Source organism: Nitrincola tibetensis, assembly GCF_003284585.1.
GTDB classification, from domain to species: Bacteria; Pseudomonadota; Gammaproteobacteria; order Pseudomonadales; family Balneatricaceae; genus Nitrincola; species Nitrincola tibetensis.
Map to the genome: position 1 here is coordinate 213,730 of NZ_QKRX01000005.1, position 25,374 is coordinate 239,103.

The 25,374-nt window shown below is 46.6% G+C and carries 25 protein-coding genes; 17 read left to right on the forward strand and 8 right to left on the reverse strand.

Annotated features, from left to right (window positions below; all coding sequences use genetic code 11):
- The first annotated feature begins 51 nt into the window (after nucleotides 1-51).
- Entirely contained in the window at nucleotides 52-1,434 is a 1,383-nt protein-coding gene (ffh, locus tag DN062_RS08980; RefSeq protein ID WP_112158991.1) for a signal recognition particle protein, read from the forward strand.
- A 50-nt stretch (nucleotides 1,435-1,484) separates the two neighbouring features.
- Here ffh and DN062_RS08985 read toward each other — a convergent pair whose 3' ends face one another.
- From DN062_RS08985 to epmB, 6 genes are all read right to left on the reverse strand, one after another.
- Nucleotides 1,485-2,696, reverse strand: a complete 1,212-nt coding sequence (locus DN062_RS08985; protein WP_112158992.1) for a lytic murein transglycosylase — start codon at nucleotides 2,694-2,696, stop codon at nucleotides 1,485-1,487.
- Between the two features lie 39 nt (nucleotides 2,697-2,735).
- Nucleotides 2,736-4,379: a methyl-accepting chemotaxis protein gene (locus tag DN062_RS08990; protein WP_112158993.1), complete on the reverse strand. Its 1,644-nt coding sequence runs from the start codon at nucleotides 4,377-4,379 to the stop codon at nucleotides 2,736-2,738.
- A 190-nt stretch (nucleotides 4,380-4,569) separates the two neighbouring features.
- Nucleotides 4,570-5,532: an EF-P lysine aminoacylase EpmA gene (epmA, locus tag DN062_RS08995; RefSeq protein ID WP_420811668.1), complete on the reverse strand. Its 963-nt coding sequence runs from the start codon at nucleotides 5,530-5,532 to the stop codon at nucleotides 4,570-4,572.
- Nucleotides 5,525-6,088 (reverse strand): elongation factor P, encoded by a 564-nt coding sequence (gene efp / locus DN062_RS09000; RefSeq protein ID WP_112158995.1) that lies wholly within the window; start codon nucleotides 6,086-6,088, stop codon nucleotides 5,525-5,527. The genes epmA and efp overlap by 8 nt, the downstream gene beginning before the upstream one ends.
- A 155-nt stretch (nucleotides 6,089-6,243) precedes the next feature.
- The gene (locus DN062_RS09005; RefSeq protein ID WP_112158996.1) at nucleotides 6,244-6,819 is read right to left on the reverse strand and encodes a hypothetical protein; all 576 of its coding nucleotides are present in this window, start codon (nucleotides 6,817-6,819) and stop codon (nucleotides 6,244-6,246) included.
- Nucleotides 6,820-6,836: 17 nt separating this feature from the next.
- Nucleotides 6,837-7,850: an EF-P beta-lysylation protein EpmB gene (gene epmB / locus DN062_RS09010; RefSeq protein ID WP_112158997.1), complete on the reverse strand. Its 1,014-nt coding sequence runs from the start codon at nucleotides 7,848-7,850 to the stop codon at nucleotides 6,837-6,839.
- Nucleotides 7,851-8,084: 234 nt separating this feature from the next.
- Between epmB and DN062_RS09015 the strand changes: the two genes are divergently transcribed.
- From DN062_RS09015 to DN062_RS09090, 16 genes are all read left to right on the forward strand, one after another.
- On the forward strand, nucleotides 8,085-9,143 hold the full coding sequence (locus DN062_RS09015) for a Glu/Leu/Phe/Val dehydrogenase dimerization domain-containing protein (RefSeq protein ID WP_112158998.1): 1,059 nt from the start codon (nucleotides 8,085-8,087) through the stop codon (nucleotides 9,141-9,143).
- Nucleotides 9,144-9,316: 173 nt separating this feature from the next.
- Complete coding sequence (gene rpsP, locus DN062_RS09020; protein WP_112158999.1) at nucleotides 9,317-9,568, forward strand: 30S ribosomal protein S16; 252 nt, start codon at nucleotides 9,317-9,319, stop codon at nucleotides 9,566-9,568.
- A 23-nt stretch (nucleotides 9,569-9,591) separates the two neighbouring features.
- On the forward strand, nucleotides 9,592-10,125 hold the full coding sequence (gene rimM / locus DN062_RS09025; protein WP_112159000.1) for a ribosome maturation factor RimM: 534 nt from the start codon (nucleotides 9,592-9,594) through the stop codon (nucleotides 10,123-10,125).
- Between the two features lie 3 nt (nucleotides 10,126-10,128).
- Nucleotides 10,129-10,878 (forward strand): tRNA (guanosine(37)-N1)-methyltransferase TrmD, encoded by a 750-nt coding sequence (gene trmD / locus DN062_RS09030; RefSeq protein ID WP_112159001.1) that lies wholly within the window; start codon nucleotides 10,129-10,131, stop codon nucleotides 10,876-10,878.
- 17 nt (nucleotides 10,879-10,895) lie between these two features.
- Complete coding sequence (gene rplS, locus DN062_RS09035) at nucleotides 10,896-11,252, forward strand: 50S ribosomal protein L19 (RefSeq protein WP_036513963.1); 357 nt, start codon at nucleotides 10,896-10,898, stop codon at nucleotides 11,250-11,252.
- A gap of 188 nt (nucleotides 11,253-11,440) precedes the next feature.
- On the forward strand, nucleotides 11,441-12,760 hold the full coding sequence (locus DN062_RS09040; protein WP_112159002.1) for an LSm family protein: 1,320 nt from the start codon (nucleotides 11,441-11,443) through the stop codon (nucleotides 12,758-12,760).
- Nucleotides 12,760-13,683 (forward strand): site-specific tyrosine recombinase XerD, encoded by a 924-nt coding sequence (gene xerD, locus DN062_RS09045; protein WP_112159003.1) that lies wholly within the window; start codon nucleotides 12,760-12,762, stop codon nucleotides 13,681-13,683. The genes DN062_RS09040 and xerD overlap by 1 nt, the downstream gene beginning before the upstream one ends.
- Before the next feature lie 56 nt (nucleotides 13,684-13,739).
- Entirely contained in the window at nucleotides 13,740-14,477 is a 738-nt protein-coding gene (locus DN062_RS09050) for a DsbC family protein (protein ID WP_112159004.1), read from the forward strand.
- Nucleotides 14,478-14,610: 133 nt separating this feature from the next.
- Nucleotides 14,611-15,912 carry a homoserine dehydrogenase gene (locus tag DN062_RS09055; protein WP_112159005.1) on the forward strand — a complete coding sequence of 434 codons (1,302 nt, stop codon included), beginning with the start codon at nucleotides 14,611-14,613 and terminating at the stop codon, nucleotides 15,910-15,912.
- 10 nt (nucleotides 15,913-15,922) lie between these two features.
- Entirely contained in the window at nucleotides 15,923-17,317 is a 1,395-nt protein-coding gene (gene thrC, locus DN062_RS09060) for a threonine synthase (RefSeq protein ID WP_112159006.1), read from the forward strand.
- An 81-nt stretch (nucleotides 17,318-17,398) separates the two neighbouring features.
- Nucleotides 17,399-19,129: a single-stranded-DNA-specific exonuclease RecJ gene (gene recJ / locus DN062_RS09065; RefSeq protein ID WP_112159007.1), complete on the forward strand. Its 1,731-nt coding sequence runs from the start codon at nucleotides 17,399-17,401 to the stop codon at nucleotides 19,127-19,129.
- A gap of 155 nt (nucleotides 19,130-19,284) precedes the next feature.
- A complete protein-coding gene (gene ahpC / locus DN062_RS09070; protein ID WP_112159008.1) occupies nucleotides 19,285-19,848 on the forward strand; it encodes an alkyl hydroperoxide reductase subunit C in 564 nt (187 codons plus the stop codon).
- Between the two features lie 95 nt (nucleotides 19,849-19,943).
- Nucleotides 19,944-21,512: an alkyl hydroperoxide reductase subunit F gene (ahpF, locus tag DN062_RS09075; RefSeq protein WP_112159009.1), complete on the forward strand. Its 1,569-nt coding sequence runs from the start codon at nucleotides 19,944-19,946 to the stop codon at nucleotides 21,510-21,512.
- A gap of 338 nt (nucleotides 21,513-21,850) precedes the next feature.
- On the forward strand, nucleotides 21,851-22,231 hold the full coding sequence (locus tag DN062_RS09080) for a hypothetical protein (RefSeq protein WP_112159010.1): 381 nt from the start codon (nucleotides 21,851-21,853) through the stop codon (nucleotides 22,229-22,231).
- A 2-nt stretch (nucleotides 22,232-22,233) separates the two neighbouring features.
- Nucleotides 22,234-23,616 (forward strand): class II fumarate hydratase, encoded by a 1,383-nt coding sequence (locus DN062_RS09085; RefSeq protein WP_112159011.1) that lies wholly within the window; start codon nucleotides 22,234-22,236, stop codon nucleotides 23,614-23,616.
- 91 nt (nucleotides 23,617-23,707) lie between these two features.
- Nucleotides 23,708-24,076, forward strand: a complete 369-nt coding sequence (locus DN062_RS09090; protein WP_112159012.1) for a glutaredoxin family protein — start codon at nucleotides 23,708-23,710, stop codon at nucleotides 24,074-24,076.
- On the opposite strand, the gene DN062_RS09095 is transcribed toward DN062_RS09090, so the two are convergent.
- The gene (locus tag DN062_RS09095; RefSeq protein ID WP_112159013.1) at nucleotides 24,056-24,433 is read right to left on the reverse strand and encodes a hypothetical protein; all 378 of its coding nucleotides are present in this window, start codon (nucleotides 24,431-24,433) and stop codon (nucleotides 24,056-24,058) included. The two genes, DN062_RS09090 and DN062_RS09095, sit on opposite strands and share 21 nt — an antisense overlap.
- Before the next feature lie 143 nt (nucleotides 24,434-24,576).
- Entirely contained in the window at nucleotides 24,577-25,191 is a 615-nt protein-coding gene (locus DN062_RS09100) for a LysE family translocator (protein ID WP_112159014.1), read from the reverse strand.
- Between the last annotated feature and the right edge of the window lie 183 nt (nucleotides 25,192-25,374).

Genomic DNA, 25,374 nt, shown 5'->3' on the forward strand with positions numbered 1-25,374 from the left:
TGTTGCTGATTCCAGCCATGGCGGGGCAAAGACACAAATCAGGGGCACCCGATGTTTGATAATTTAACAGATAGACTAACGCAAACCCTGCGTAGTGTGACCGGTCAGGCGCGTCTGACTGAAGAAAATATTAAAGGCACCTTGCGTGAGGTTCGCATGGCGTTGCTGGAAGCGGATGTCGCGCTTCCGGTTGTAAAAGAGTTTATTAACGGCGTTAAAGAGCGTGCCGTAGGACAAGAAGTGAGCAAAAGCCTCAGTCCTGGGCAGGTCTTTGTAAAGATCGTTAATGAAGAGCTGATTAAAGTGATGGGCGAGGCCAATGCCGAGCTTAATCTCAGTGTGACACCCCCTGCGGTTATCATGATGGCCGGTCTTCAAGGTGCGGGTAAAACCACGTCGGTTGCCAAGCTGGCTCGCTTTTTGAAAGAGCGTAAGAAGAAAAAAGTGCTAGTCGTCTCGGCAGACGTATACCGTCCTGCCGCGATACGCCAGCTCGAAACCTTGGCTTTGGATGTGGGAGTTGATTTTTTCCCGTCATCTGCCGATCAAAAGCCGATTGATATCGTTGAAGGCGCGATACGTCATGCGCGTTTACAACATCACGATGTGCTATTGGTGGATACAGCCGGTCGTTTAGCCATTGATGAAGCGATGATGGAAGAAATCCGTCAGTTGCATGCAGCGGTCAAACCGATTGAAACGCTGTTTGTTGTTGACTCAATGACTGGCCAAGATGCTGCAAACACAGCCAAAGCCTTTAACGAAGTACTGCCGCTGACGGGTGTGATACTAACAAAGACCGACGGTGATGCCCGAGGGGGCGCTGCTCTATCGGTACGTCACATAACAGGGCAGCCGATAAAATTCTTAGGGGTTGGTGAAAAAACAGATGCCTTAGAGCCTTTTTATCCTGAGCGAGTCGCCTCCCGAATTCTTGGAATGGGCGATGTACTGAGCTTGATAGAAGAAGCTGAGCACAAGATTGATAAGGTTAAAGCGGAAAAGCTTGCCAAGAAGATCACGAAAGGAAAGCTTTTCGACCTTGAAGATTTCCGCGAACAGTTGCAGCAGATGAACAATATGGGCGGCATGATGAACATGCTTGAAAAGCTGCCCGGTATGGGGCAGATGGCTCAGGCGGCCCAAACGGCACAAGCTGAAAAAGGCATGAAACAGTTTGAAGTAATTATCAACTCCATGACGCCAGGTGAAAGACGCAATCCTGATATTATTTCAGGCTCGCGCAAGCGTCGAATTGCGATGGGCTCAGGGACACAGATTCAAGATGTGAACCGTTTGCTCAAACAGCATAAGCAAATGGCCAAAATGATGAAGAAATTTGGCAGCAAGTCAGGTATGGCTAAACTGGCCAGAGGAATGAAAGGCATGCTGCCGCCTGGTATGGGTGGCGGTGGTGGCTTCCCGCGCATGTGATGTTTGTGTGCTGGCCTGGGGTGTCTAATAACGCTCCAGGCCAGCACTACTCAGTTACCCTTGCGCAGCTCGGTGAGAATTTTTAAGCCTGCACGTCCATCATCTGCAAGTCCTAAGCGTCGCTGTTCCAATTGAATGGCTCCGCGCGTCCTATCTCCAATCAACCCATCGACAGCACCAATATCATGCCCACGATCAAGCAGTAATTGTTGCAACTCGCGTCGTTCTGAGCGTGAAATCGGTGGATCGTCAGTAGGCCAAGGCGTGCTAAAGCCAGGCGCCCCTAAAATTCTATCGGAGAGATGACCAATTGCTAATGCATAGCTTTCGGCCGCATTGTAGCTAAATAGAGCATCAAAATTACGAAAAACAAGGAAACTAGGGCCCTCAGGACCTGCTGGCATTATCAGGCCTGCTTGCATGTCGGCTCTTAATCCTTGAGAGGTAAGAGCTGAACCATCGACCCGAGTAAGGCCCCGCTGCACCCAGGTTGAAAGTGGGCGCTTGCTGCGGCGGCCTTCATCGTTTGTGTTCAGGTTGGCCGGGAGTTTAACTTCAAATCCCCAAGGTTGATTGGCTTGCCAATTTGAACGCTTAAGATAGTTTGCCGTAGAAGCAAGTGCATCAGGAATGCTGCCAACGATATCGCGTTTGCCATCACCGGTAAAATCGACCGCGATACGCTCAAAGGTCGATGGAATAAACTGGGTATGGCCGAAAGCACCAGCCCAAGAGCCTTTGAAGTCATCAGGATTAACGTGTCCACCCTGAAGGATGCGTAACGCACTGTTTAGCTCGTTACGGAAAAATGTCTGACGACGACCGATACAGCTCAGAGTAGTCAGAGCATCAACAACGGTGTAGCGACCTGAAATCGCTCCATAGTTGGTTTCAACCCCCCAAATGGCTAAAACAATATGGCCTTCTATGCCGTATTTCTGCTCAATTTCTCGTAATAGGTGCGCATGTTCTTCTCGCATCTGCTGACCTTTTTCAACACGCTCTTCGTCGACTAAGCCTGCCATATAGTCCCAGATGGGGGTTCGGAACTCAGGTTGGAAATTGAGACGATCAATAACGGTCATGTCGGGTTTTACACCGCTAACGTATTGATCAAAAATCTGAGCGGAGATCTGATTGCTAATGGCGGAGCGGCGCAGTTCATTCTTACAATCCTCAAATGAGGCGTCCGCATAAGCAAAAGAAACAGACATCCAGCCTGCACAGAGCAGGCCGGGCAAATAGCGACGTAAGTTTGACATCCTTAATCCTTGTTCAAGAGGTTGTTCAGGTGAGTTGATTTAATGACACTTAAATCGATTCACCATGGTATTCAACTCAGATGATACCTGATTTAACTCGTGAACACTCTCAGCGGTTGCGCGCATGGCTTGGCTCGTGCTTTCAACCATGACTGCAATCTGATCGACTTTTTCCGCAATACTACTGCTTGCCAATCCTTGCTCTCGTGTCGCGTTGGCGACTTCGGAAATTCTCTTTAAGGTGGATTGTGACTCTTGTTTAATGTGAGCGAGAATTTGCGATGCTGTTTCCGTTGCGCTAACACCTGACTCAACTTGAGGCAGGGCTGTTTTCATAGTATCCACCACCTGACCTGTTTCGGTTAATACGCCAGCGATCATAGCTTCGATATCGCTTGTGGCATTTGCAGTTCGTCCCGCTAATGTCCTAACTTCATCAGCAACAACGGCAAAGCCTCGGCCTTGATCGCCAGCACGAGCGGCTTCAATAGCTGCGTTCAATGCCAGTAGGTTTGTTTGTTCGGCAATGTCTCGGATGACACTGGCAATCGATGAGATTTGTGTCGCACGGTTGTTGAGATTTTCAACTTTGGTTGAGGCTTCACGAACGGTATTGGCAATTTTGTGAATTTCCGTATTGGCAAGTCCAACTTGTTGAACGCCTTGCTCTGCTAGTTGAGCCGATGATTTCGAGCTATCTTCCGTGTCTCGAGCACTGTCGGAAATATGTGAAATGCTAACGGTCATTTCTTCAATGGCTGCGGCCATTGAGGTAATCGCTTCTGATTGATCATACGCGGCGCTTGCAACATTGGCCGTCGCTTGATTGATTGTATTTGCGTTGTCGTTAACGCGTGCTGATTCATCACGAATGTGATTCATGGTGTCTCGTAAAGAGGCTACCATTTTTGCCAGTTCATCTAATACGCTGTGTTTAGGTGCTTGATCGATTTTGATGGTTAAGTTGCCTGCCGCTGCGCTGGACATGAAGCTAATGGCATCAGCCGGTTCACCCCCTATTTGTCGCAGTACACTTCGTGCAATCAATAAAGCTAAGGCCGTAATTAGGATAATAATGACTAAAGCGGTGCTGGTATCGGCAATAATTTGTTTGCGCATGTCTGATGAAAGGTCATCCATGTAGATGCCTGTGCCAATAAACCAATCCCAAGGCTCAAACATCTTCGTAAATTGCAGTTTTTCAACGGCTTCGGTTGTGCCTGGGCGAGGAAATAAGCTATCAACAAAAGCGCCTTTCGGTGATTGACGAGCGGCACTGGCAATATCTTGCAGTGTGTATCGGCCTTTAACGTCACGTACTTGGTTCATCATATTTTTGCCGATGAAATTAGGATTAACGTGGGCGACACCGACTCCATCCATGGTCCAAGCGTATACATATTCTGTTTTCCCATCTAATCCACCGTAGCGACCCGCCAAAAAGGCAGCAACGGTTGCCTGTTGTGCTTCTGCGCGGGTCATGCTGCCATCACGTTCTTTACTGTGATAGAACTCGGCAATACTATAAGCAGATTCTAAAACGGCCGTTATCACGTCTTTTCGGCCTTGGGTTAGATCGCGTTGCGTTGACAGGATCGAGGTAAGGGTGAGTAAACTTAACCCCAAGATAATAAGCACAATCAAGATCAACATGCGTGTGCGAAGCTTCATTTTTACTAACATGGCTGGGGCTCCAGTGGCTCAGATCCTAAGAGAGGATAGGCTGGTGAGTGTTAAGGGCGCTAAGCTTAAACCTTGCTTATAGCGAGAGCTAACAGTTTGAATATCAGACTAATATTAAGTTTAACTAATACTAAGTATATGTGATCCCTCACTAAAAGTAGTACTTTTGCGTATTCGACTTTAGTTGGGCTTATGCTCGATCAATTGAAAAAGGGATGACTTCTCGGATCTGGTTACAGTTTAACGCAAGCATAATAAGGCGATCGACACCCAGTGCAACACCCGAGCAATCAGGTAGACCGTGCTCAAGTGCCTGGACCAATCGCATTTCAAGAGGATAAGTCGGAAGACCGAGTTGTTTGCGCTGATCATGATCTGCTTTGAGACGTTTTTGTTGCTCTTGTGCGTCAGTTAGTTCGTGATAGCCATTGGCAAGTTCTATGCCTTGTACGTACACCTCAAAACGTGCGGCGATAGGGGTTCCATAATCGTCCTGGGTGATTTTAGCCAATGCGGCCTGAGAGGGGGGGTAGCTGTGGACAAAGGTCGCGTTTAATTGGGGCTCAATAAAATGAGACATCAGTAGATTTAGCCAAGTGTCGCGGTCTTCATCTTCAAAAGAGGCCTCGACCTGTTCTCGGCAAGCTGACTTTAACTCTGCTAGACTTGCGGTAAAGGGGTCAAGCTGTAGTGTTCTTTGAAAAACATCGCGATAGCTAATATATTCAAAGGGTTGGTAGGGTAAAATAGACTGAATAAGCGCTTCAACTTCTTGCATCAATTGCGGCAGATTAAACCCCGTTTGATACCATTCTAGCAAGGTGAACTCGGGGTTGTGTCGACGACCTGATTCTCCATTTCTGAAGACTTTGGCGAGCTGGTATATGGGACCGCTACCCGCACAGAGTAGGCGCTTCATCGCATACTCAGGTGATGTTTGTAAAAACATCGGTGTGATATCGCCGCCCGCTAAGCTTTGATAGTTGACCTGCATTGAGTCAATAAATGGATCACTGACGGCACAATGAGATAAGAGGTGGGTGTCCACCTCCATCACATTACGCTTGGCAAAGAATGCGCGTATTTGGCTCAGAATCTCAGCACGGCGCTGTAAATTCTGGATCGTTGCTGTCGGTTGCCAACTATTATGCACGGCTGACATATTCACCTGTACGAGTGTCGATGCGCAGCTTTTGACCTATTTCGATAAACAACGGAACGCGAACAACTGCACCAGTGGTCAGTGTTGCAGGCTTAGAGCCTCCTTGAGCAGTGTCACCTTTGACACCAGGATCTGTTTCGACAACCTCAAGCTCAACAAAGTTAGCGGGTGTAATAGCGATTGGGTTACCATTCCAAAGGGTAATGGTCGCTTTGTCTTGTTCTCTAAGCCATTTGTAATTATCACCCACTGCATTTTTGTCGGCGGCGAATTGCTCGAAGGTATGGTTGTCCATGAAATGCCACATTTCGCCATCGTTGTATAGATACTCCATATCGGTATCCATTACATCAGCGCCTTCCAGTGTTTCATTGGACTTGAAGGTTCTTTCCCAGACACGGCCAGTAATCAAGTTGCGAAGTCTGACACGAGTGAAGGCTTGACCTTTACCGGGTTTCACGAATTCAACATCCAGCATCGTACATGGGTCGCCATCAAGCATTACTTTGAGGCCATTCTTAAGCTGGTTACTAGAATAAGTTGCCATTAGGGTTCCTTGAAACAAATTGAAACAGAAAATGAGTCCGTAATTTTACTCTAAACCGAGCTTAAGGCACAATTTTAGTGTTTTTGGAAGATTAAAAACCCATAAGCATAAAGCCTGCAGAGTAAGCGGCTTATGGGTTTTTGTTCAAGGCTATATTAACTGCAACTATTATTGTCTTCACTGCCTGGCAGTAAGGCGATCCGATCTGACTCATAAAATTCGACCATACCATCCATGTAAATCAACTCAACGCCTTCAATTTCAAAGCAGCGAAGATTGCGGTTTTGCCAGAGTTGCTCCCAATGACGGCTACCGCTGGCTTGTCCCGGTGCAAAGGGGCCTGCGACACGAAGCCAAGTATTAGAATCACCGGAACGTTTCGCGGGCACAATGCGACCGCTTTCATCGTAAGCCGTGGTTTTAAACATGACATATTCAACGGTTAGGTCCGTGCCATTGATGAAATCAATGTATGCGCCCACATCGCCTCTAGATTGAGGAGGTTCCGCCACCATGCGACTGATAATCAATGCGGGCTTAGGTAAAGCAGGAGGGGGTGGAATCACTTCAACCACTTCTTCAACGGGTGCTGATTTACGAGCAAACATACTAAAGTCAAGGCTGCCACAGGCTGACAGCAAAGAGGCGGTGCTTAGTAAGGCAGCAGTGCGTATAAAGCGAGGGGATAAAAGAGGGCTGCGGCGAATGCCGAATGCAGAGCCTGCTTTCATGTAACTACTCCGGTTTATTAGGTGTTCAGTAGTGGCGCCAGCAAGGTTTTTGCGGGCTTGCCAGGAATTTCTCTTGCTAAGCGAGGCACAAGGTAACCCGGAAGTTCCGCTTGCAGTTGGCCGACCAGCTCTTTAGCAACGGATTCTTCTAGGTCAAAGTGCGCGGCTCCAGCGACTTTATCAAATAGGAATAGATAATACGGTAGAATGCCGGCGGCGAAAAGCCTTTCGCTGAGTGTTTTTTGTACAGAAACATCATCATTGACGTCTTTTAGCAAAACAGCTTGATTCAATAAGGTAATATCGTGGGATTTAATTCGTTGGCATGTCTGAATAACATCCTCATCAATTTCATTGGGATGATTGATGTGAAGCACGATGACAACTTTAAGGCGCGATGCTTGTAATCCAGTGAGTAGCCTACTTGTCATTCGTTGTGGGATGACAACCGGAAGGCGCGTATGGATTCGAAGCCGTATGAGTTGCGGCAGTTTGTTTAGATCGGCTAAGAAGTTAAGTAAGCGCTGATCACTGGTCGCAAGTGGGTCACCCCCAGAAAGAATCACCTCGTTGACCTGAGGATTTTTTTTTAAATATTCAAGAACAGATGCCCACTGTTGGCGCCCAATTTGGTTGTCGTCATAGGCAAAGTGACGTCTAAAGCAATAGCGACAGTTGATCGCACAGGCCCCGCTTAAAATGAGTAAAACTCGATTTTTGTATTTGTGAATCAGCCCCGATTGATGATTGGCGGACGTTTCTGCTAAGGGGTCTGAGACGTATCCTGGAACAGTCGAGGCTTCTTCTTTAATGGGCAATATTTGTTTTAGCAACGGGTCGTTGGGATTGCCTTTCTCTATCCGATTTAAATAGGGTCTAGGTACGCGCAAGGAAAATAAAGCATCACCTAACTTGGCACCTGTAAGAAGATTGCTGGGCAGTTGAAGCTCTTTAAGCAGCATCTCGGGGCAGGTGATGGCATTTTTTAATTCGTCTTGCCATGAAGTTAAAGGAGTCAGCGCTATGTTCATTGGTTGTTTTCTCAAAAAATATGACGCCATTTTAGCGCTTGCGAAAGACTTGTTCACTAAAATTCAAAATGTAGGTTTCTTCATAGAGGTAAAATGTACCTTGACCTAGGCGCGAGTCTGGCCTAACTTCCCATTTGTCACCCCAAAAGGGTGATTTCATGTGGGCCGGGTATATCTGGCGCACCTATAATAAAAATCAAGTTACAACTGAGATCCAGTTGTAGGAGAAACGCTATGTCAGTATTTCAGCATGTTGAGTTTGAACAGCATGAACAAGTGGTCTTTTTTCATGATGCAAGCTCAGGTCTTAAAGCAATTGTTGCCATTCATGATACGCAGTTAGGGCCCGCCTTAGGTGGTTGTCGTATGTGGCCTTATGAAAGCGAATCTCAAGCCATCACTGACGTACTTCGTCTTTCAAAAGGAATGACCTACAAATCTGCCTTGGCAAATTTGAAATTAGGTGGCGGTAAATCCGTTATTATAGGCAACCCGCGCAGGGATAAAACCCAAGCACTCCTGGAATCAATGGGGCGCTGTTTGGAGTCTTTAGGTGGGCGTTATATCGCCGCTGAGGATTCTGGAACTGGAGTTGCTGACCTTAAAGTGATGTCTAAGCATACGTCATATGTTGCTGGAATCCATGATCGTCCTGGTTTAATGGGAGGGCGAAATAATGGTGACCCATCCCCCGCAACTGCATATGGTGTATTTGTGGGTTTGCAAGCGGCGGTGCAGGCGCGTTTTGGTAACCAAAGTTTGCAGGGGTTGAAAGTAGCGATTCAAGGTGTCGGGAATGTGGGTTATCGTTTAGCACAGCATCTTCATGCTGCGGGCGCACAGCTCTATGTCAGTGATATATATCCAGATGCAGTCGCGAAAGCGCAAGCAGAGCTAGGCGCCAGAGTTGTTTCCTCAGAAGAAATTGTGTCCCTTGATGTGGATGTCTTTGCGCCATGTGCCATGGGAGCGGTGTTGAATGACACGTCCATCAGTGCACTAAAAGCAAAAGTGGTAGCAGGGGCTGCAAATAATCAGTTGGAAAGTGAATATCATGACCGCAAATTGCACGAAAAAGGTATTTTGTACGCCCCAGATTTTGCCATAAATGCGGGTGGTATCATTGATATCTATTATGAACGCGTAGGGTATGACCCTCAGCAGGTAAAAAAACATGTCGAAGGTATATCAAGTACCCTAAGCATGATTTTTGACAGAAGTCGTGTGGAATCAAGACCCACTGGCGCCATTGCCTTGGAATTGGCAAAAGAAAAAATTAGTAATACGCGCTGATAAGACGCGCTACAGCGCTTATCGGGCTTTTAATGTGTGTGCGTTTAACGTACAATTCGCGCCTCAATTTTGATTTGGCCCTCGTTCAGCCGGCTTGCATAGCGAACTGAACGGGGATTACTAACGATGGGCGATCCTAAAACCCATCCTTGCGAAATAAAGGGGTCCAGCGCATGGTCACTATTCGTTTGTCTCGCGGCGGCGCTAAAAAGCGTCCGTTCTATCATATCACCGTTGCCGATTCGCGCTTTGCGCGTGACAGCCGCTTTATTGAGCGGGTGGGCTTTTTTAACCCTGTTGCTCGGGGTCAGGAAGAGCGTTTACGCGTCAACCTAGAGCGTGTTGATTACTGGATCAGCAAAGGTGCACAGCCGTCTGAGCGTGTTGCCCAGCTGGTTAAAGATGCACGTAAGGCCGCACAGTAATTAGCTTGGCGGACCTGTCAGATATGCAAGGTGAATCAACCGATAAGCGTGTAGTCATAGCTCGGTTCAGTGCTCCTTATGGAGTAAAGGGCTGGGTCAAAATTTATTCTTACACGGATCCAATCGAAAACGTGTTCACCTATACACCTTGGCAGGTAAACCATGGGGGGCAATGGAAAGCGTTAAAGCTTGAATCCTTTAAACCTCATGGAAAAGGCTTGATTGCCAAGTTGGCTGGTGTTGATACTCCTGAAGAGGTTCGTGCGTTCGTTGGTGCTGAAATTAGTGTTTTTGCATCGCAAATGCCCGATCTAGAAGACGGTGAGTACTACTGGAGTCAGCTTGAAAATCTTTTGGTTTATACCGAATCCGGCGTTTTGCTGGGGCGGGTTGATCACTTGATTGAAACGGGCTCAAACGATGTGTTAGTTGTTAAAGCGACTAAAGAAAGCATTGATGATGCTGAGCGTTTGATTCCCTATTTGCCGGATCAAGTGATAACAAAGATAAATCTAGAATCGGGTGAGCTTCGGGTCAACTGGGATCCAGAGTTTTAACGAATGTGGTTCGGGATAGTCAGTTTGTTTCCTGAAATGTTTGAGGCTGTTACAGGCTATGGCATTACAGGAAGGGCTGTGCGTTCAGGTGCTTTAAATATAGAGTGTTGGAATCCTAGAGATTTTACGCTCGATAAGCACCGTACTGTGGATGATCGCCCTTACGGCGGTGGTCCGGGAATGCTAATGAAAGTGCAGCCGTTGCGTGATGCGATCCAAGCAGCTAAGGCGCAAGCGCCTGGGTTGGTAAAGGTGATTTATTTATCGCCTCAAGGACGCAAACTCAACCAAGCGGGCGTAGAAGAGTTAGCGACTCAAGATAGTCTTATTTTGGTGGCGGGACGTTATGAAGGTATTGACGAGCGCCTGATACAAGCCGAAATAGACGAAGAATGGTCGTTGGGTGATTTCGTTCTCAGTGGAGGCGAGTTGCCCGCAATGGTGATGATCGACGCAGTGTCTAGAATGTTGCCCGGTGTATTGGGCCATGAGTTATCAGCACAGGAAGATTCTTTTGCTGATGGTCTGCTAGATTGTCCACATTATACTCGTCCTGAACAGCTTGATGGCATGAATGTGCCTGAGGTGTTGTTGAGTGGTAATCACGCTGAAATTAAGCGTTGGCGCTTGAAACAACAACTTGGTAGAACTTGGCAGCGTCGACCTGATTTGCTTGAACAGATGAATCTAAGCCCAGAACAGCAAACGCTGTTAAGCGAATATATCCGCGAAGCCCAAGCGGCGTGCGGTTGAAAAAATAGGAGCGAGCGATGAGCAGCAAAAGCACAATTATTCAGCAGATTGAAGCTGAACAAATGAACAAAGAGGTGCCTGCATTTGCACCGGGTGATACCGTTGTAGTTCAGGTTAAAGTGGTTGAGGGTGAGCGTACTCGTTTACAGTCTTTCGAAGGCGTTGTAATCGGTAAGCGTAACCGTGGTTTAAACTCAGCTTTCACTGTTCGTAAGATCTCTCACGGTGTAGGTGTTGAGCGTACGTTCCAGACGTATAGCCCTGTCATTGACAGCATCAGCGTTAAACGTCGTGGTGATGTTCGTCAGGCTAAACTCTACTATCTTCGTGAGCGTAGTGGTAAGTCTGCACGTATCAAAGAAAAATTGGGTTAATTCCAGCTTTTCGATAAGTGATGAAAAAAAGCGGCTGAGAAGCCGCTTTTTTGTTGTCATTGTCCTGAAATCCGTCTTGAATATAGAAAAGTCTCTTTTTTTATAGAAATCTTACTTGATCTATTCGCTATAATGTATCCCGTCAAATAGAATGGAATAAGTGGTTGTGAACACACAGGGTAGTTTTGATGCGTACAGTTAAATGGGTTTTTGCCTTTTTGGGGTTGATGGTCGCTTTTGTGCTAATGGCCTATGGTCTTTATTGGTATCAGTTAAAGCGAGAGCTAGATAGTACCTTGAATGGGCTCAATCCGTTACTTCAAGTGAGCTATAATCGCTTAGTCTTATCGCCTTTCGGTGAAGTAAAGATTCAAGGAATTCGAATCATGCCGCTAGGGCAGGCAAGCCCCTTCTTAATCGACACCTTATTGATGCGCAGTCGCGATCCAGCATTTTGGTTGAACCCTGGCGCAACCTTAAACCGTGAAAGCGTACCGAATGATCTGCATGTGAGTATGACGGGCTTAACGCTGGATTTTAACTCGCCTCTGTTTACGTCATTTGAGCACATGGCTAAGCAATTAATGAGTGACAGCCCTCCTTCTCACATAAGCCCGATTGCTTTGGGGTGCGGAAATGTCCGCAGTTTTGATTTAACGACATTGCGCATGATTGGAATGCGTTTAGTGCAGACTGATTTCTACTTTAATTGGCAGCGCCTTGATGAAAATCGTGTGCAGTTAGACGTCAATGCCAATGTTAAAGATTGGTGGCAAATTGATTTTTCGGCTGTATTAGGTCTAACACTCCGTCAAGCGTCTAATTTACGTGAAGTTCCAGGTGTTTTGGCTGCAGAGTTGCGTTACTCGGATGAAGGGTTTAATCGACGTCGTGGTGAGTTCTGTTCGACCCAGTCGCAAGTGTCGCCTGCGCAATTTTATTTGAATCATGGCTTAATGATACAGGACTGGTTACGAGAGCGTGGTGTCGAACCGACACGGCCAATGATTGCAGGCTATGACGCGATGAGCCGACCAGACGCTCAGTTAGAAATCAGCCTATCACCAACCGAATTAGTGATTCCATTAACGTTTGCTCGCTCACATGAGCCTGCTGATTATGTTGGCTTGCTGAGGCCTAGTATCAAGGTAAATGATACTCACATTGAATTAACCGATGACGAATGGGTTGCATTGTTTGAAGCCTTTTCAATGCAGATCGAAGTCCCTGAGGCAGAGCTGCCGGAGCTGAATCCTAGGCGGCGATCAATGCCAGTTGAAGCAGAAAATATTTTTGTACCACGCCAGTTTCGCGAGACAGATACGAGTGAGTTTTTCAATTACGTAGGTCATCCAGTTCGTTTCTATACCTTCTTTGGCAAGCGTGTAGAGGGTATCCTGGTGGCGGTTGAGGGTAACAATATTCGTGTGATTGAACGGGTGGATCGTGGTGTTGCCGAATACCCGTTTGAGTTGGATAAAATTCAAGCGACAGAGGTTTATCGTTAATGGTGGATCGGCGTTTTGTTGCCATTTTGCCGAGCGATCAAGATCAAGTTTTGATTGAGCGCTATTGTCGTAACCTTTGGTTAGAAAAAGGGCTTAGCCCCAATACCCTGAGTAACTATAAACGTGACTTGTGTCATTTCGCATGCTGGCTCAATGATCGTTCTATGCACTTGTTAAGTGCCCGTCGATCCCAGCTGCAAGCCTATTTAGCTTGGCGAGTTTCAGAGCATTTCAAATCCATTTCTTCGGCAAGAGCCTTGTCTTGCTTGCGTGGTTTTTATCGTTATTGCTTGCGAGAGGGCGATCTTGAAGAGGATCCTACGCTGACCCTTGCAAGTCCTAAGCCTGGCCGCCCCTTACCTAAAACCTTGACTGAGCGAGATGTTGAGGCATTGCTGGCGGCGCCAGATGTGAGTGATTGCTTAGGGTTGCGTGATAAAACTATGATGGAGCTACTGTATGCGTCCGGTTTGCGAGTAACTGAGTTGGTTGACTTGGAGTTGGACCAGTTAAATCTTCGTTTAGGTGTTGTACGGGTGGTCGGTAAAGGAAATAAAGAGCGCTTGGTGCCTGTTGGTGATACGGCTGTCGAATGGTGTTATCGTTATTTACGTGAGTCTCGTCCTCTGTTGATTCGATCTTCATCCGACGTCCTGTTTCCAAGCCAACGAGGCAGTGCAATGACGCGGCAAACGTTTTGGCATAGAATCAAGTATCATGCTCAGGTGGCAGCGCTTGATAAACCTTTGTCTCCTCATGTCTTGCGTCATGCGTTTGCGACCCATCTGCTGAATCATGGTGCGGACTTGCGTGTTGTGCAAATGTTGTTGGGGCATTCTGATTTATCCACAACCCAGATATACACCCATGTGGCGACACACCGACTGAATGCAATTCATCAGGCGCATCATCCGCGAGGTTGAACTAAAGCCTGTTTTGTGACTCTTATCCCTGTAATTAATGACGATCTGAGGATGTTATGAAAAAAAGTTCGCTGGCTGTTTTGCTAACCGCAATCTTCTTGAGTGTTGCGGTTTGGGCCTCTGATGCTGAGGAAACCATCCGTTCGCAGCTAAATAAAGCAGATGCCAGAATTCCTGTACAGTCGATAGAGCCTGCGGTGCTAGAGGGGTTTTATCAAGTGACGTTGGAGAGCGGTGAGATTTTGTATGCCGAGTCAACAGGGCGCTATTTATTGGTGGGTCACCTATACGAAATTGATGATACTCAAGGATTGGTGAATTTAACTGAGCAAGCACAAAATCGCCTCAGACTGGATGCGTTAGCTGAAGTGCCCGAGGCTGATATTATCAATTACCCTGCAGAGGGTGATCGTAAAGCGCATTTGTGGGTGTTTACAGATGTTGACTGTCCTTACTGCCGACGTATGCATGAAGAAATCCCAGCATTAAATAAAATGGGGGTTGAAGTCAGTTACTTGGCGTTTCCGCGAGGAGGGCCAAACACTGCAACTTATAACACGATGGTGTCTATCTGGTGTGGTAAGGATGGACAAGAACGCAATCAGCGAATGGATCTTGTCAAAGCGGGTAAAACCATTACACAGGAAACCTGTGAAAATCCAGTTGTGGGCCAGTTAGTCATGGGGCAAAAGATTGGTGTGACGGGAACACCTGCATTGGTTTTAGAAGATGGAACCCTGTTACCCGGTTATCTACCAGCTGAACGTTTAGCACCTATGTTAGGTCTCAACTAATATCTTATCAATTGAGTGTTGATTACTGGGGCTTTGCATAGTGCAACGCCCCTGTTTTCGTTATACTAAGACCCATTTTTTACTCTTTCTTCAGAAAGGGTGCGTCCTGAGTAAGCAATCTGCGAGGTGTCGTTTGAAGCCTGTAAAAGTAGGGATCTGTGGTCTGGGTACAGTTGGCGGTGGCACGTTTAACGTCTTGACCCGCAATGCACAAGAAATTGCCCGTCGAGCGGGCCGTTCAATTGAAATTAAAGCGATCGCTTCACGCCGTCATAATCCGGCGTGCGATACATCTGCTTATACATTACAAAAAGATGTGATTGCATTAGCCAGAGATCCTGAAATTGACATTATTGTCGAATTGATTGGTGGGTATGAAGTTGCCAAAGAGTTGGTAATGACCGCAATTGAAAATGGCAAGCACGTTGTCACGGCCAATAAAGCCTTGATCGCGGTTCATGGTAATGAGATTTTTGCCGCAGCAGCCAAGAAAAATGTGGTTGTTGCCTTTGAAGCATCTGTTGCTGGAGGTATTCCAATTATCAAAGCGATTCGTGAAGGCTTAGCCGCGAATCGCATTAATTGGTTGGCGGGTATCATCAACGGTACTGGCAACTTCATCATGACAGAAATGCGTGAAAAAGGACGTGCCTTTGCCGATGTGCTTGTTGAAGCACAAGCCTTAGGCTACGCCGAAGCCGACCCGACCTTCGATGTTGAAGGGATCGATGCGGCTCATAAACTGACCATCCTTGCATCAATTGCCTATGGTATTCCTTTGCAGTTCAGCAAAGCTTATACCGAAGGGATCAGTAAAGTGACGCCGGATGATGTCCAGTACGCCGAAGAATTAGGGTATCGCATTAAGCATTTAGGCATCAGTCGCCATACCGATAAAGGCATAGAGTTACGGGTTCATCCAACCTTGATTCCTAAGTCCTCTTTACTCGCCAGCGTGAATGGCGTGATGAATGCTGTGATGGTATCGGGCGATGCGGTTGGACAAACACTTTATTACGGACCGGGTGCTGGTGCTGAACCAACGGCTTCTGCGGTGGTATCGGATCTGATTGACGTTGCGCGGATGCTGGATGCAACGGCAGAAAGTCGTGTCCCTCCATTGGCCTTCCAAAGTTCTGAGTTATCAGAAACACCTGTTTTGTCGGTTGAAGACACGGTCAGTGGTTATTACCTGCGCTTGCAAGCAGTTGAGCGTCCAGGTGTATTGGCACATGTCACGCGGATTCTGGGTGAAAAGGGCATTAACATTGAAGCCATCGTTCAAAAAGAAACGAAAGAAGCTCAAGTGCCTGTGATTATGCTCACCCAGCGTGTTGCTGAGCGAATGATGAATGAAGCCATTCGCGAAATCGAAGCCTTGCCTGATATTTTGGGTGAAGTGATCCGTATCCGTGTAGACCATTTAGCCGATTAAGGAGGCCGTTATGAACTATATCTCGACTCGTGGTCAGGCACCTGTCCTTAATTTTGCTGACGTGCTTTTGGCTGGATTGGCGGAAGACGGTGGGCTTTATGTGCCTGAAACCCTTCCAAAATTCACCCAGGAAGAAATTGCGTCTTGGGCAGGGCTTCCTTATAACGAATTAGCCTTTAATGTCATCAAGCCGTTTGTAGATGACTGTATTAAAGAAGCTGACTTGAAAACCATGATTGATGAAACCTATGCTGGGTTTAATCACATTGGTGTGGCACCGATGATACAGCTCGGTGGAAATGAATGGGTTTTAGAACTTTTTCATGGTCCAACACTGGCGTTTAAAGATTTTGCTCTGCAGTTGCTAGGACGCTTAATGGACCATGTCTTGTCTGAACGTGGCGAGCGTTTAGTGATCATGGGGGCGACTTCAGGTGACACTGGATCGGCCGCTATTGAGGGCTGCAGACACAGCAAACACCTCGATATTTTTATTATGCACCCTTATAACCGAGTGTCTGAGGTTCAGCGTCGTCAAATGACAACCTTATTAAGCGACAATGTTTTTAACATTGCGTTAGAAGGTAACTTTGATGACTGCCAGGAAATGGTCAAAGACAGCTTTGCTGATCAGTCTTTCCTTGAGGGGCTTAAACTTGGGGCGGTGAACTCGATTAACTGGGCGCGAATTATGGCTCAGATCGTTTACTACTTCTCGTCAGCCCTAGCTGTGGGTGGCCCGCATCGTGAAGTGTCCTTCTCTGTCCCAACAGGGAACTTTGGGGACATTTTTGCAGGCTATCTCGCTAAGCAAATGGGGCTGCCGATTAAGCAGTTGGTGGTAGCTACCAACCGCAATGACATCTTGCATCGCGTGATTTCAGGCAATGATATGTCAAAAGGTACGCTGGAACATACTCTGTCACCGTCAATGGATATCATGGTTTCCTCAAACTTTGAACGTTTGCTGTTTGATGTGTATGGACGTGACGGTGCAGCAATTGCAGACTTAATGAAACGCTTTAAAAGAGAATCCGTGAGTCTGGAATCTGGACGTTGGGAAACAGTGCGTGAGCTATTTGACAGTTATGCTGTCGATGATGCAACGACCTGTGATGTGATCAAACAAGTCTATCAAGAGACGGGTTATTTATTAGATCCACACACCGCCATTGGTTTAAAAGCAGCGCGTGAGTGTTGGAAAGATAAAACAATCCCTATGATCACGCTTGCAACCGCTCATCCGGTGAAGTTCCCTGAACCGATTGTAAAAGCTGGTTTAGAGTCACCTGCATTGCCTGCGCATTTGGCGGATTTGTACGAGCGTGAAGAGCGCTTCACGGTTCTACCAAAGGATCTAGCAAGTGTTCAGGCATTTATCTCTGCCAACGTACATCGCGACTGATGTTAGAGTGGGCACTGACTAAAATCAGTGTCCACTGTTTCAGAGTTTAAGCCGTTTTACCCCTCCCATTAGTGATTTGAAATGACCCAAGCGATTATCCAACGTCGAATTGTGCCGACCTTTTCTCATGCGCCTTTTTCTCATTTACACCCTGTGTTAGCTCGTGTTTATGCTGCACGTGGTGTTGAGTCTTTAGCCGATATCGGACGACACTTAAAAGAGCTGCTACCAGATCATCTGATGAAGGGGATGGATGCAGCGGTAGATCGCCTAGTGCTTGCGCTAAAAAGGCAAGAGCGTATTTTGATTTTGGGTGATTTTGACTGCGATGGTGCGACCAGTACAACGCTTGCTGTGTTGGCGTTACGCATGATGGGTGCTTCGCAAGTTGATTATCTGGTGCCCAATCGCTTTGAGTTTGGTTATGGTCTAAGCCCCGAGATTGTCGAAGTCGCCAGTCAAAAGCAGCCAGATCTGATCGTGACGGTTGATAATGGCATTTCCAGCATTGAAGGCGTAAAAAAAGCACAAGATCTTGGCATAGATGTCATAGTCACTGATCATCACTTGCCGGGGCAGGCGTTACCGGATGCCGTTGCAATCGTAAACCCGAATCAACCGGGATGTGATTTTATAGCGAAATCAACCTGTGGTGTCGGGGTGATTTTTTACGTCATGATTGCCTTAAGGCGGACATTGCAGTCACAAGGCTATTTCTCTGAGAGCCTATCTGCACCTAATTTGGCAAACCTGCTTGATCTTGTCGCATTGGGAACGGTTGCCGATGTTGTAGCGCTTGAACACAACAATCGCACCTTGGTGCATCAAGGTCTCTTGCGTATTCGTGCCGGCCAGGCGCGTCCTGGGATTCTGGCGTTGTTAGACGTCGCGGGGCGCCAGCGTGAACATCTGATGGCCGCTGATTTGGGCTTTGCCATTGCACCCCGTTTGAATGCGGCAGGGCGATTGGAGGACATGTCAATCGGTATCGAATGCTTGCTAACCGATGACCCAGATCATGCACGTGAGTTGGCACAGACGTTGAATCATCTCAATGTCGAACGTCGCAGCATAGAGCAGAGCATGCAAAAGCAAGCAATCGATATACTTGATGCCTTGTCTTTGGATGATTTGTCTATGCCTTGGGGTATTTGTTTATTTGAACCCACTTGGCACCAAGGGGTTATCGGTATTTTGGCCTCTCGTATCAAGGATCGTTTGCATCGCCCCGTTATTGCCTTTGCACCGGGTGATGAAGGAGAGATTAAAGGCTCCGCTCGATCCATTCCTGGTTTTCATATCCGCGATGGCTTGGATGCCATTGCGGCGCAACATCCAGGCTTGTTGAAAAAGTTTGGTGGACATGCGGCTGCCGCTGGCTTGTCGATTGCCTTTACAGACCTAGATGTATTTAAAGACGCATTTAATGCCCAAGTGAAGAAAGCCTTAACAGAAGCCGATTTACAAAAAGTCTTGATGACCGATGGCGAACTGCAAGACGTCGACTTTTCACTGGAGTTGTCAGAGGCTTTGCAACAAGCAGGCCCTTGGGGACATCAATTCCCTGAGCCTGTCTTTGATGGCTACTTCAAAATATTGCAACAGCGTATTGTTGGACAAAAACATCTGAAGTTAGTGGTTATGCCCGTCGGCGGACAGCAACCTATTGATGCGATTGCTTTTGGCGTCGATACTCAGCTATGGCCTAATGATGCGGTGCAGGCAGTACGTATGGTCTATCGCTTGGCTCGTAATGAGTTTCGGGGACAGGTGAGCCTGCAATTGATGGTGGACTACCTTGAAGCCTGCTGAGGCTCAATGTATCTTTACCATAGAAATATTAAAGGTGTTTTACTTTATCCGATAGTCAAAATAAATCGTTCTGCTAGGATATATTAATTTCCCAAGCGCGTGATATTTTCCTATTATGGTCTTGTTGAATAACGACAACCTTTTAGGAGAACACAATGTCACTGATTAACACTGAAGTTAAACCCTTTAATGCAACTGCTTACCACAATGGCGAGTTCGTTCCAGTATCTGATGCCGATTTGAAAGGAAAATGGTCAGTCGTTTTCTTCTATCCTGCAGACTTCACATTTGTTTGCCCAACTGAGCTGGGTGATTTGGCTGATTTCTATCCTAAGCTGCAGGAAATGGGCGTAGAAGTGTATTCAGTATCAACTGATACTCATTTCACTCACAAAGCTTGGCATGATGCTTCTGACACCATCAAGAAAATCAACTTCCCGATGATTGCAGATCCAACAGGCGCTATTTCTCGCAACTTCGACGTTATGATCGAAGAAGAAGGCTTGGCTTTGCGTGGTACGTTTGTTATCAATCCAGAAGGTCAGATCAAAGTTGCTGAGATTCACGATCTTGGCATTGGCCGTTCAGCTAAAGAGCTGGTTCGTAAAATCCAAGCGGCTCAATACGTTGCATCTCACGACGGTGAAGTATGCCCAGCTGCATGGCAGCCAGGTGAAGAAACACTGGCTCCTTCTTTGGATCTGGTTGGCAAGATCTAATACGGTTTAACGACTGTGTCATTTCCGGCCCCGAATCCTGGGGTCGGTCTCAATTTCCTATTTTTTAGATAACCTTATCGTTAAAGGGCGGTCTCATGCTGGACGCGAATCTTAAGAAGCAACTGGACACCTATCTGCAGAATATCGTCAATCCGATTGAGATAATTGTGTCCACTGACGATAGTGCAAAATCAAAAGAACTTTTATCACTCTGCGAGGAAATCGCTGAGCTGAATAGTAAAATTAGCCTTCAAGTCCTAACGGATGGCAGCGAGCGTGCGCCGAGTATGGCGATTGCTGCACAAGGACAAGCGCCAAGAGTGCGCTTTGCTGGCATACCGATGGGCCACGAGTTTACCTCGTTAGTCCTGGCATTATTGCAATCTGGTGGCTACCCATCAAAAGCCGATCCCGAGTTGATCGAGCAGGTAAAACAATTGCAGGGTGAGTTTCATTTTGAAACCTATATCTCTCTGTCATGCCAAAACTGCCCGGACGTAGTTCAGGCTCTGAATTTAATGGCAATTTTGAATCCCAATGTGACCAGCGTCATGATCGACGGTGCGCTCTTCCAACAAGAGGTCGCAGAAAGAGAGATCATGGCTGTGCCAACCGTGCTGCTGAATGGTAAGCCCTTTGGCCAAGGCCGCATGACATTGAAAGAAATTGTTGCAAAAGTTGACTCTGGCGCATCTAAGCGAGAGGCAGCTGCCTTAAATGAAAAAGATCCATACGATGTGTTAATCGTCGGTGGAGGGCCTGCAGGTGCGGCAGCTGCGATTTATGCAGCACGTAAAGGCATACGCACAGGTATTGTCGCTGAACGCTTTGGCGGTCAGGTGATGGATACAGTGGGTATCGAAAACTTCATCTCGGTTAACTACACCGAAGGCCCAAAGCTGGTTGCAAGTCTTGAACAGCATGTTAAAGAATACGATGTGGATGTCATGGACAACCAACGCGCTAAGAAACTGCGCAAAGATGGCCTGATTGAAATCGATCTTGAAAGTGGTGCAACGCTAAAGAGTAAGTCTGTCATTTTAGCAACAGGCGCGCGCTGGAGAGAAATGAATGTTCCTGGTGAGCAAGAATACCGTGGAAAAGGTGTTGCCTATTGCCCACATTGCGATGGTCCTTTATTTAAAGGTAAGCGTGTAGCCGTTATTGGTGGTGGTAACTCAGGTATTGAAGCTGCGATTGATTTGGCCGGTATTGTTGCACACGTAACGGTATTGGAATTTAGTAACACACTTAGAGCCGATGCGGTGCTTCAGAGAAAAGCAGCATCGATGAGCAACATTACCATCATTAAAATGGCTCAAACCACTGAAGTAAGAGGCGACGGTAAAAAAGTTGTTGGTTTGACCTACAAAGACCGTGAACGCAACGAATTATACCACTTAGATTTAGAAGGTATCTTCGTACAAATCGGACTTATACCAAATACCGATTGGTTGAAAGGGGATCTAGAGCTGACCCGTTTCGGTGAAATTGAAGTAAATTCGCATGGCGAAACACATATACCTGGCGTATTTGCAGCAGGAGACGTGACAAACGTCCCATACAAGCAAATTATTATCGCGATGGGTAATGGCGCAGGTGCCGCATTAGGTGCCTTTGATTACTTGATCCGCTCATCTGTTGAAGACGAAGCGGCCGCATAATTCTTATGTTCTCCTCAAAGCCCAACAGCTGACATTCTGTTGGGCTTTTTTTATTTCCCATCTTTAAAAAATCGTCTTGACATAAACCTGATCATTATTGATAATAATTATCAATACGATTTAGTTTTCATTGCGTTTGTAGCCACTTCTTGTTTCAGCAGCAAATCAGCGCATTTTCGTTCTCACCTATAATGAAGAGAAGAGGTCTATGAGTAATTATTGGTTTGAGTTTGTCTGTATTGGTGTGGGCGCGCTCTGCACTACGATGTTGATACTGCCGTCTTCAATGATCCACTAGTTGACGACACTCAGATTACAACTTCAAAACGAGATGAGTTATGTCCGGTTACGAGCATTCAGTTTCTTTAGAGCAGTTACGGAGTATGATAAGGGAAGCGCAATGCCCAGATGACCCGCTGCTGATTTACCGCTGGTTTTCTCTAGAGAACGGCACTTTACCCGATCATCACACCGAAAAGTTTGCGCATTACGAACAGCAATTCCGTTTATTGTTAGAAACACTAGCGGATGAAGCACTGCCTTCTCAGTGGCGCATCTTTTGTCTGGAAAATATTAATCGCCCCCTATTGGCGATGAAGCGCTTACCACGATTTAAAGGAAGCTATCGCACCCTTAATCGATTGCAATACGAATTGCATATTACGTTCGAATACATCAGAGCGGGTTTGTATTTCAATGCACATATTGGAGAGGATTGAAAATGACGCATCGAATTGAAACTGACAGCATGGGTACAATCAGTGTTCCAGAACAGGCGTTGTATGGCGCTCAGACTCAGCGCGCAATTAACAACTTTGCCATTAGCGGCCAACCCATGCCCGCTGCCTTTATTCGGGCATTATTACTGACAAAGCGAGCCGCCGCCGTCGCGAATAAGCGTTTGCAGTTGTTAGCAGAGCCTATCGCGGATGCCATAGTGCAGGCCGTTGATGAATTAATGGAAGATGCACAATTGATGGAGCATTTCCCCGTAGATATCTATCAGACTGGCTCTGGGACGAGCAGTAACATGAATGCGAATGAGGTCTTAGCCACCTTAGCAAGCCGTATTCTGGCAGATCCAGTCAGCCCTAATGATCATGTTAACTTTGGGCAAAGCAGTAACGATTGTATTCCAACCGCAATACATATCAGTGCCGCCATTAGGGTGGAAGAAGCCTTGCTTCCGGCATTAAGCCATTTATCCGAAGTCATTATGCGTAAAGCGGCTTCGGTGGACCACTGTGTTAAAACAGGACGGACGCACTTGATGGACGCCATGCCCATACGTTTGAGCCAATCCTTGAGCGCTTGGTCTGCACAAATTCTTCAGAATATTAAGCATATACAGTCGTTGCAAGTGAGCCTGCAGCATCTGCCACAAGGAGGGACAGCGGTTGGGACGGGGGTTAATGCACACCCAGACTTTGCCTCTGAGTTTTGTGCTTCCTTAAGTGACCAAACAGGGATCACGTTTGTGCCAGCAGACAATGTCTTTGCATTAATGAGCGCTCAAGACACGGCAGTGAGTTTATCTGGGCAGTTAAAAACGACCGCTGTCTCCATCATGAAAATTGCAAATGATTTACGTTGGATGAACTCGGGGCCTTTATCGGGTTTGGCAGAAATTGAACTCGAAGCCTTACAACCTGGGTCTTCAATTATGCCGGGTAAAGTGAACCCTGTGATCCCAGAGGCGGCAACGATGGTTGCGGCGCAAGTGATAGGCCATGATGCCAGCATTACGTTAGCGGGTCAGTCGGGCAATTTTGAGTTGAATGTTATGCTGCCGCTGGTGGCCAGTAACCTGCTGCAATCGATTGAGCTCTTAACGAATATTGCCTATGCATTAGCAGATAAAGCCATTGCCACCTTTAAAGTGAACGAAGCCAATATTGTCGCTTCATTATCGCGTAATCCTATATTAGTGACGGCGTTGAACCCTGTTATTGGTTATCTGAAAGCGGCCGAGATTGCCAAGCGTGCCTATCAAGAGCAACGGCCAGTTTTGGATGTTGCGCTTGAAATGACGGATTTGTCAGAGTTGGAGCTAATGAGCTTACTTGACCCTATTAAGCTGACAAGCAATAAAGACAATGCATAACCGCCATCCACTCGAGAGGCTAACGTTGCTTTGGGCAGTCTGGTAAAATGAGCGCTTAACTCATGGTTTGAAATAAAAGGTTGTAGAACAGATGTTGGTATCGATGCTTAGAAAAGGGTTAGGGAATGTGATCGTCTTTTTAGATTGGATCTCGCGTCCCGCCAAAATGAAACGTACACCAGAAGAGCAAGCTAGAGTAGATGCAGAAGCTCAACAACTGTCCTTGTATCAATTCCATGCTTGCCCATTTTGTGTCAAAACACGACGCACGCTCCATCGGCTCAACGTATCCGTTGCGTTGAAGGATGCCAAAGGAAATCCAGAGCATCGTCAGGAGTTAGAGCAAGAGGGTGGTAAAATCCAAGTGCCTTGCCTAAGAATCGACGAAAATGGCAAGACGACTTGGATGTATGAATCAAAGCAAATAGATCAATACCTATCAGAGAGGTTCGGCGCTTGACGGCGCTGAGCTTGGTAAGCTGGTAACAGATCCCTCATTGCCCACCAAGTTCTCTTGAAAATCACTGGCCTGTTCGTATAAAGACTCTAGCTGAACAAGGTTGTTTTGCTCAGTATCGATCAGGCCTTGTTTCTTTGCCTCTAGTTCAGCCATCTGGGCTTTCAAAACAGCCATGTCTTCAATGGAGGCAGCGACTTGCTCCTGAATCAGTGCTTTTTCTGCGGCGCTTTCCTGCATTTTTTGGTTCGTCACATAAAAATCTGACACCGCATAGGCGATACCTAAACTCGCGATGATTAGGCCCGTTATAGGGAAGATTAGTCGACGTTTTGATGAAGAAGATAGATGGTCCGTCATAGTAGTATCCGCATGTCGTATTGGGTTAGATGAAGCATTTGTTTGGCGGCGTATTTTAAGTAAAATGACGATAAATTTCACCTGTTCAAGTCGCATTCTCTAAAAATATTACTGCATAACGGCACCCTTGCGGATGCCTATTCTTAGCTTTTAGTCGCCAGGTAGACTCCAGCTAAAATCATCAGCGAGCCTGCGCTTCGATTCAACGTGCTCATGGCTTTATGAGATCTAAAGGCTTTACGTGCCGTTGAAACTCCAGCTGAGATCAGTAAAAGGCCTAGCATCAGCGCCGCTAGTGTTAGCACAGCAATCAAAAAAATATCAGACTGAGTCATTTGGGTTAAATCAATAAATGTGGGTAAGAACGCGATATAAAACAAAATAACCTTAGGATTCGACGATGAAATCAAAAATCCCTGAATAAAGCCTTTGACTGATCCTAGCGCACTGTCTTTAGGGATGTCGGATAAATGAATTGGCGCTGTCCACATCTTCCATCCCAAGTAGATGAGATAAATAGCCCCTACAATTCGAATCATCGTGAACACTTCACTCCAGTGCTCGGCCAAGGTTGCTAATCCATAGCAAGCAAGGGTTAAGTAAAGCAGATCGCCCAGTGTCATTCCGGCCGCAAGTGGGACGCACGCACTGAAACCGGAGCTCATCCCCCTTGAGATCAGTGCAAAAATGCCTGGCCCTGGCGTGATAGCAAAGATGAAAATAGCGATAAAATAGGTAATTGCGCTCTCAATAGACATGGGATGTCAACTCTTGATTATTGATGGCTTAGCTTGGCACTCAAGCGAATAATTGTAAATTAGAAAATCTGTTTTAACTGCTTTGTAGAGCGCTTTCTTATAAACTTAAATAAATAGAAAAATATAGGTAACACAAACCTCTATGCGATTGTCCAACCCTGCTAAAAACTTACCTAAGCTACA